The following is a 6,273-nucleotide window of genomic DNA, read 5'->3' as shown; positions in this document are numbered from 1 at the left end:
GGTGCGCGGGGACCCGACCGGCCGTGCTGGTCAGCAGGCGCCGTCGTCGGTCCAGGGGCTCGACCCGCTCGTGGACGGCTCGTCGCCCTGCGTCCACCACCGGGCGGTCCAGGTGCGGCCCGCGTGGGTGACGGTCGCGCCGCCCGTGTAGGCGGTCGTGGCGTCCCAGGCCGCGCCGGAGCAGTCCCCCGTACCGCCGGTGCCGCCGTCGTCGCCCCCTCCGGTGCCACCGGCCGGCAGGTCGACGACGTCCACGCCGCGCGGGTGGTCGTAGGTGGTCGCGTAGTCGACGCCGTCCACGGTGACGACCACGTTCGAGAACTGCGCGACGGGCAGCGCCCACTTGAGCTGGTTGGTGATCGAGCCGCCGGCAGGGATCCCGCCGGCCGGCACCGTGAACGTCGCGGTGTGGAAGTTCGCTCCCAGCCCGCCCACGTTCGGGCCGCTGCGTCCCGGCGTCGTCGTCGTGCCGTACCCGGACCAGTCGCTCATCGCACCGGTGTCCGTGGTGCTGTACTGGAAGGTGACCGTGGCACCGGCCGGGACGTCGGTCGCCCCGCGGTTGTGGAACACGACCTCGGGCGCGATCGGGTAGTTGTTGTCCCCGAGCGCGAACTCCGTGTACTCCAGGTCCACGTCCAGCGCCTCGGCCGGCATCGGTGTCTCGGCCTTGGTCGCCCCGTAGGGCGTGGTGGCGGACAGCTTGCTGTGCATGAGGTCGACGAGGTCGCTGCCCATGGCGTACTGGCCGGCCGCGGCGTCGTACGAGTAGTCGCCCGCCAGCTCCCAGATCATGAGGCCGCCGAGGCCGGTGTCGGCGACGTAGTCGGCCTTGGCGCCGATCGCGTCGGTCGAGTCGCCGGACAGGAACGTGCGGGTCTGCGCGTTCCACCACCACTCGTTCTTCGTGACCTCGTCGAAGTGGTGGGTGTAGTCGCCCTCGAGGGTCGTGGGCACCCCGTACGCCTCGGCGTAGTCGCCCACCACGCCGTCCTGGAGGTTCAGGGCGTGCCAGATCGGGTTCACGCCCGCCGGGACGGCGTTGCCCTGCGGGTCGGTGTCGTACCAGAGGTTGTCGATGCCGTCGGCGCCGAACCCGCACTTGCCGTTGGTGCCCGCCGGGCAGGCGAAGCCGGCCGGTGCCGGTGCCCGGCCGCCCATGCCGTGCGTCCCGCCCGTCACGCCCTGGAAGCCACGGGTGTAGAACGGCACGCCCAGGTTGATGCGTCCGGCCTGCATGGCGCCCCGGAAGTAGTGGGCGGCCCAGTCCCCGTTGAGGTAGCCGATGCCGTCGTACGCCGTGTAGACGCCGCCGGCCGAGAGCTCGGGGTCCTGACCGTCGTCGAACAGCGCGGCGTTGCCGCCCACGTACTCGTTCCACGCGCCGTGCAGGTCGTAGGTCATCATGTTGACGTAGTCGACGTACTCGGTGATCTGGTGGACCTCCATGCCGCGCAGCAGCCAGCCCGACGACGGCGCGGCGGTGGTCAGCAGGTAGTACTCGCCGTCCTCGGCGCCCGCCCGGTCGAGGTGCTCGCGCAGCGTCTTCATGAGGGCCACGTAGCCGTCGAACAGCTCGCCGCGGCGGGCGTTGGAGATCTCGAAGTCGTCCGGGTTGCCGGCGTCGGCGTTGGACGTCGGGTACTCGTAGTCGATGTCGATGCCGTCGAACCCGTACTGCCGCACGAACTCCACGACGGACGCGGCGAACGTGTCCATCCGCTCCTGCGACTCGGTGAGGGTGTAGAAGCCTCCCGACGCGACCCGGTTGCCGTCGTCGTCGAAGTAGCCGCCGGTCTCGGCCCAGCCGCCGACGGCGGGGATCACCTTGACGCCGGGGTTCTCGGCCTTGTAGCGCGACAGCAGGTTGAAGTGGCCGGTGTAGTCCAGGGACGGGTCCATCTCGGCCCCGGGGACCTCGGGCCACGTCATGTCGGTGGCGGGGTTGCCCGCCACCTGGGCGTTGACGGAGACCTCGTCGTCCGGCCCCACGTGCGCGAAGGCGTAGTTGACGTGGCTCAGCGAGTCCCAGGGGATGTCGTTCGCGAGGTAGGCGGGCTGGCCGTTCTTGCCGGTGCGCCAGCTCGTGAAGTAGCCGATCACGCGGCGGTCGAGGCCGTTCGGCAGGATCTCGCGGCCGTCGGTGTCGTAGACGTCGCAGTAGGGGGTGTCGACGCCCTCGGTCGGGGCCATGCCGTCGGGCCGGCAGACGTCGTCCGGGTTGTCCGCCGGCGGCGCCGTCGGCTCCGGGTCGGGTGTCGGCTCCGGGGTGGGGTCCGGCGTCGGGTCCGGCGTCGGGTCCGGCGTCGGGTCCGGCGTCGGCTCGGGGTCGGGCTCGCCGCACGCCCCCTGCGACGTCCATGGCCCCCAGGCCGACGCCCCGGGCTCGTCGCCCTGGGTCCACCACGAGGCGGTGTAGTTGTGGCCGTCGTACGAGGCGACGTCACCCTGGGTGTAGACGGCGGTGGCCGTCCAGGCCGGCTCGCAGTCGACCGCGGCGGTGGCCGTCGTGGTCGCCGCGGCCGTCAGCCCGGCCGTGCCGAGAACGAGGGCGGTGGCCGCGGCGCCGAGTCGGCGCCGGCCGGTGGACAAGGCTCGCATCGGAGTCTCCCTGCATGGTCGGGCGATGCCACGTTGCATCGTTCCGTCAAAAGTAAGGAGCCTTGCCATTTACGGGAATGAGGGAAGCCCACATCGTCGCGGGGCGGCACCTACGTGACTTCACGTAGGGCGAGGCGTGCCGGGCTGAGCGCCAGGACCACGAGCTCCGACCGCGAGCGGACGTCGAGCTTGCGGAACACCCGCCCCAGGTGCACCTCGACCGTCCGCACCGAGACGCACAGCGCCGCGGCCACCTCGCGGTTGGTGAGACCGGAGGTGACGAGCCGCGCCACCTCGAGCTCGCGGCTCGTGAGCGCCGCCGCCCAGGCCGCCGGCGCCGTCGGGGGCCTCTCCGCGTCGACGGTCCCGTCGGGTGCCTCGCCGGACCGGCCGCGGGCGGTCGCGGCCACGAGGGCGGAGAGCCCCGGCCCACCGCGACCGGTGCGGCCCTCCGCGGCCGTGGCGGCGGCCCACGCCCCGACGTCGCGGACCACCTCGGCCACCGGCGGGCCGACGTCCACCAGCGCCGTCGTCGTCGCGCCGGTCCGGCAACGGTCCAGCCCGTCGAGGCGACGGGACAGCTCGATGCCGAGCCCACCGGCGACGTGCGCCACGGGCAGCCGGGCGGCGGCGTCGTCGAGCACGACGGCCGCCTGGTCGACCCGGGCGGCGCGGAGCAGGAGCAGCGCCTGGACCACGCGGACCGTGGCCTCCGCCAGCGGCGAGAGCGCTCCGTCCGCCGTCGGCCACGGGCCCGGCCGCGGCCACGCCGGCACGACGCCGACGGCCACCCGCGCCAGCAGCCCCTCGGCCCGGGCAGGGTCGTCGTCGAGCAGACGGAGGCACCGGGCCACCGCCGCCGTGGCCCTGCGGTCCGTGCGGCTGCCGGCCGCACGGACCAACGGTTCGACGAGCCGCGCGAGCGCCGCCCCGCGCCCCGCACGGCGGTCGACGGCGGAGGCACCGCCGTCCGTGCCGGTGACGTCCGAGCCGGTGACGTCCGAGCCGTCCACGGCGCGACCCGCCCGGAGCGCATGCGTCACGACGGCGGCGTCCACGGCCGCGCGCTCGACCGCGGGGACACCGCTGCTGCCCGCCCGCCGCAGCCAGTCGTCGGCGTCGGCCAGGTGCCCGCTCCACAGCGCGGCCCGCCCGGCGGCGAGGAAGGCCAGCCCGCGCCGCTCCCCCGTGCCGTGGCTCGCCGCCTCCCGCGCGACCTCGTGGGCCGCCTCCGTGGCCCCGCGCGACGAGAGCTGCCCGGCGAGCTCCACGAGGCCGTCGGCCAGCAGCTCGTCGCCGGCGAGCGTGCTCAGCGCGGTGTGCCACAGGGCGACACCCGGCTCGCCGCACTCCCGGGCCGCGCGCGCCAGCGCCGTGTGGGCGGCGGTCCGGGCCGCGAGGTCGACCTCGTCGTGCACCACCGACCGCATCCGGGGATCGGTCACGCGGAAACGCCCGGCGGCCAGGTGGACGTCGGCCGCGACGAGGCCGCCGACCAGCGTGCCCGCCGCGTCCCCGGCGGCCTCCAGCAGGACGTCGGCACGGTCGGTGACGGCCACGGCCGCGCACAGCAGGACGGACCGGTCGTCCCTGCCGCCGCGGGTACGCGCCCAGCCGGACCGCAGGGCGGGGACCGCCGGCAGCGGGTCGGGCAGGAGGGACGTCCCGGCCAGGTGCTCGGGCCGCAGCAGGGCCGCGAGCTGGGACAGCGCGGCCGCGTCGCCGCCCAGCACCCGGCCCAGTCGCGCGGCCACGTGGGGCGCCACGGCACGGCGGGTCTCGTGGCCGAGCAGAGCGAGCGCGTCGACCGGCGGGTTCGACGCCATCGTGAACCTCCGGGTCGACCTTTGCCGGGTCGGCGCAGGTCAGCGGTTTGTTAGGTCTCCAACATCATAGTGATCGGCCCGTCGTTCACCAGTTCTACGGCCATGTCGGCACCGAACACCCCGGTCGAGACCTCGATCCCCCGCCCACGCAGGTCGGCCACGACGGCGTCCACCAGCGGTTCCGCCACGGGACCGGGCGCGGCCGCCTGCCAGGTGGGCCGGCGGCCCTTGCGCGCGTCCCCGTACAGCGTGAACTGGCTGACCACCAGCACCGGGGCGCCCTCGTCGGCCACCGAGCGCTCGCCCCGCAGGAGGCGCAGGTCGGCGATCTTGCGGGCGATGGTGGCGGCGTCCGCCGGACCGTCGTCGTGGGTGACGCCGACCAGCGCCACCAGCCCGGGGCGGTCGAACGCACCGACCACCTCGCCGTCGACCGTCACGCTCGCCCGCGTCGCCCGCTGGACCACCGCTCTCACGACCGCACCCCCTGCCCGACGGCGACCCCGGCGCCGAGCCCGTCGTCGAACGTCGCGCGGACCTCGCCCACGGGCTCGCCGCCGCCGAGCACCGGGACCCGACCGATCGCCGCCAGGGCTGCCGGGTCGGCGCCCGGCACCTCGAGCGCACCGGCGAGCCGCAGCGCCGCCGCCAGCAGGGCGGGCCGGGGCCGGTCGGCGCCGTCGAGCACCTTGAACGCCAGCGAGGATCCGTCCGGGAGCCCGGCCGCGCACACGCCGTCGGCGCCGATCTTCGCCACGGCACCGGGCACGGCCCGCATCGCCAGGGTGTCCTCGCGGCCCGTGCCGGCGACCATCTCGGGGTGTGCGGACATGGCCCGCGCCACCCGCGCCGTCGGCTCCTGGGACATCTCCCCCGCCGCTGCACCCGCGAGCGTTCCGAACGAGCGGGCCAGCCCTGACAACGTCGTGGCGAACAGCGGCGCGCCGCAGCCGTCGGTCGTCACGTGCGCGGGTTCCGCACCGGTCAGCTCGGTGATCACGGCCCGCACCGCGCGCTGCAGCGGATGGTCCACCGCGAGGTAGCCGCCGGTCTCCCAGCCCGCGGCGACGCACGTCGCCAGCATGGCCGCGTGCTTGCCGGAGCAGTTCTGCGCGATCGACTCGGCGTCCCGGCCGGCGCGCAGCCAGTCGGCAGCCGCGGGCGGGTACATCGGCAGGCTGGGGGTGTTGCGCAGGGCGTCCACCCCCAGCCCCGCGCCCGCGAGGATCGCCCGTGCACCGTCCCGGTGCACCGGCTCGCCGTTGTGGCTCGCCGCCGCGAGCGCCAGCAGCTCCGGCGGCAGGTCGAGCCCCGCGCGCACCATGGCGACCGCCTGCAGGGGCTTCAGGGACGAGCGGGGCCAGATCTCCGCCGTCGGGTCCCCGGCCGCGAGGACGACCTCGCCGGCGGCGTCGAGCACGACCAGGTGCCCCAGGTGGACCGACTCCACGAGGTCGCCGCGCACGACCTCGGCGAGCGGGACGGCGCCCCGGGTGATCTCCGCCGTCATCCGGCGGCTCACCAGCCGCTCGGGCCCTGGCGGCGGCCCTTGCCGGGACCGTACGCCTGCAGCTTCGGGCGCACGTCCACGAGGTAGACGATCGCGGCGACGCACGCGATGAGGTTGAGGAAGCTCGTCGAGGTGAGCATCATCGGCGGCAGCCCGAGGAAGCCGAGCGCGGCCGCGACACCCAGGATGAGCAACCAGATCGGCTTGCTCAGCTTGCCCTCCGCCGTGAAGCCGCGCGCCGGGCGGCGCAGCGCGTCGACCAGCGCCCAGACCTGGACGACGAAGACGACGATCGCCAGGATGACGAAGACGTAGTACTGGAGGTTCGCGATCACG

At 75.0% G+C, this 6,273-nt stretch carries 5 protein-coding genes; all 5 read right to left on the bottom strand.

What is annotated here, in order from left to right:
• Nucleotides 1–30: 30 nt before the first annotated feature.
• Nucleotides 31–2,601: a glycosyl hydrolase family 18 protein gene (locus MWU57_RS08365; protein ID WP_281495431.1), complete on the bottom strand. Its 2,571-nt coding sequence runs from the start codon at nt 2,599–2,601 to the stop codon at nt 31–33.
• A 110-nt stretch (nt 2,602–2,711) separates the two neighbouring features.
• Nucleotides 2,712–4,427 carry a helix-turn-helix transcriptional regulator gene (locus tag MWU57_RS08355; protein ID WP_246908717.1) on the bottom strand — a complete coding sequence of 572 codons (1,716 nt, stop codon included), beginning with the start codon at nt 4,425–4,427 and terminating at the stop codon, nt 2,712–2,714.
• Nucleotides 4,428–4,477: 50 nt separating this feature from the next.
• Nucleotides 4,478–4,903 carry a D-aminoacyl-tRNA deacylase gene (dtd, locus tag MWU57_RS08350; protein ID WP_106266204.1) on the bottom strand — a complete coding sequence of 142 codons (426 nt, stop codon included), beginning with the start codon at nt 4,901–4,903 and terminating at the stop codon, nt 4,478–4,480.
• Complete coding sequence (locus MWU57_RS08345; protein ID WP_374108537.1) at nt 4,900–5,949, bottom strand: asparaginase; 1,050 nt, start codon at nt 5,947–5,949, stop codon at nt 4,900–4,902. Before MWU57_RS08345 ends, dtd begins: the two co-directional genes overlap by 4 nt.
• Nucleotides 5,946–6,272: a DUF2516 family protein gene (locus MWU57_RS08340; RefSeq protein WP_106266207.1), complete on the bottom strand. Its 327-nt coding sequence runs from the start codon at nt 6,270–6,272 to the stop codon at nt 5,946–5,948. The genes MWU57_RS08345 and MWU57_RS08340 overlap by 4 nt, the downstream gene beginning before the upstream one ends.
• Between the last annotated feature and the right edge of the window lies 1 nt (nt 6,273).

This window comes from Isoptericola sp. S6320L, from assembly GCF_023015685.1.
Classification (GTDB): Bacteria; Actinomycetota; Actinomycetes; order Actinomycetales; family Cellulomonadaceae; genus Isoptericola; species Isoptericola halotolerans_A.
This window is presented reverse-complemented; position numbering and strand designations above follow the sequence as displayed.

Excerpts from the sequence above, each read along its gene's own strand:
- MWU57_RS08365 (WP_281495431.1), bottom strand. The coding sequence starts at position 2,601 with ATGCGAGCCTTGTCCACCGGCCGGCGCCGACTCGGCGCCGCGGCCACC.
- MWU57_RS08355 (WP_246908717.1), bottom strand. The coding sequence starts at position 4,427 with ATGGCGTCGAACCCGCCGGTCGACGCGCTCGCTCTGCTCGGCCACGAG.